Source organism: Conexibacter sp. CPCC 206217, from assembly GCF_030646165.1.
In the GTDB taxonomy this organism is placed as follows: Bacteria; Actinomycetota; Thermoleophilia; order Solirubrobacterales; family Solirubrobacteraceae; genus Conexibacter.
Genome location: NZ_JAUTDO010000026.1, coordinates 1 through 881, shown reverse-complemented (window position 1 = coordinate 881; position 881 = coordinate 1). Strand labels below are relative to the sequence as shown.

Sequence of the window (881 nt, the reverse complement as noted above, 5' to 3'; positions counted from 1 at the left end):
GGGCGGCGGCGCGGACGGGTGCAGGAACTCCTCTCTGACGCGCAGAAGCTCCTCCGGCCCCGCCTCGACGAACGACGCGCCGTCGAGGCCGGTCGTGTAGGTCGGTCTGATCGCGATCTGCTGGATCGGCTTGCTGGCGGAGAACGCGACCAGCTGACCGAGCTTGATCAGCGCCGAGGTCGACTGCAGGTCCTTGTCGGTCTGCATCCGCTTGCCGATCACGCGCGTCAGCTTGTGCGGGTCGTTGATGAAGTCGTTGGCGTCGTACTGCGAGCGGATCTGGCGCAGGAAGTCCTGCTGGCGCGCGCCGCGCACGAGGTCGTTGTCGAGGTGGCGGTAGCGCACGTAGTCCAGCGCTCTGGCCCCGCACATCAGCTGGTAGCCCGGCATGATGTCGATCTCGGCGTACTGCAGCGAGGAAGGCAGGCCGAGGTTGGAGTGGTAGTAGCGGTGGTCGACGTCGACGTAGACGCAGCCGATCGCGTCGATCGCCTCGCGGAAGCCTCTGAAGTTGATGTTGACGATGTGGTTTATGTCGATCCCGAGCAGCCTGCGGATCACCTTTGCCGTCAGCGCCTCGCCGCCGACCGTGTACGTCTCGTTGATCTTCGCGTCGGTGTAGCTGCCTCTGCGCGTGTCGAAGCTGACTCTCAGGTCGCGCGGGATCGACAGCACCGTCGTCGCGGCCGCCTTCGGGTCGATCCGGATCAGCATCATCGTGTCCGAGCGCGCGTCCTCGCCCGCCGTGCCGTAGCGGTGGTCGGAGCCGATCAGCAGCAGCGTCTGCGGCTCGCCCGCGTCGGCGAGCGTGATCGTGTTTCTGCCGAGCCCTCTGATCGTGCCGCCGGCCTTCAGGTCGTCGACGAAGTTCTGCACGTTCA

1 protein-coding gene is annotated in these 881 nt (G+C 66.2%); it reads right to left on the bottom strand.

Features of this window, described 5'->3' with window-relative positions; translation table 11 throughout:
• On the bottom strand, positions 1 to 881 hold an 881-nt coding region (locus Q7L65_RS27610), incomplete at both ends, for an LCP family protein (protein ID WP_304726692.1).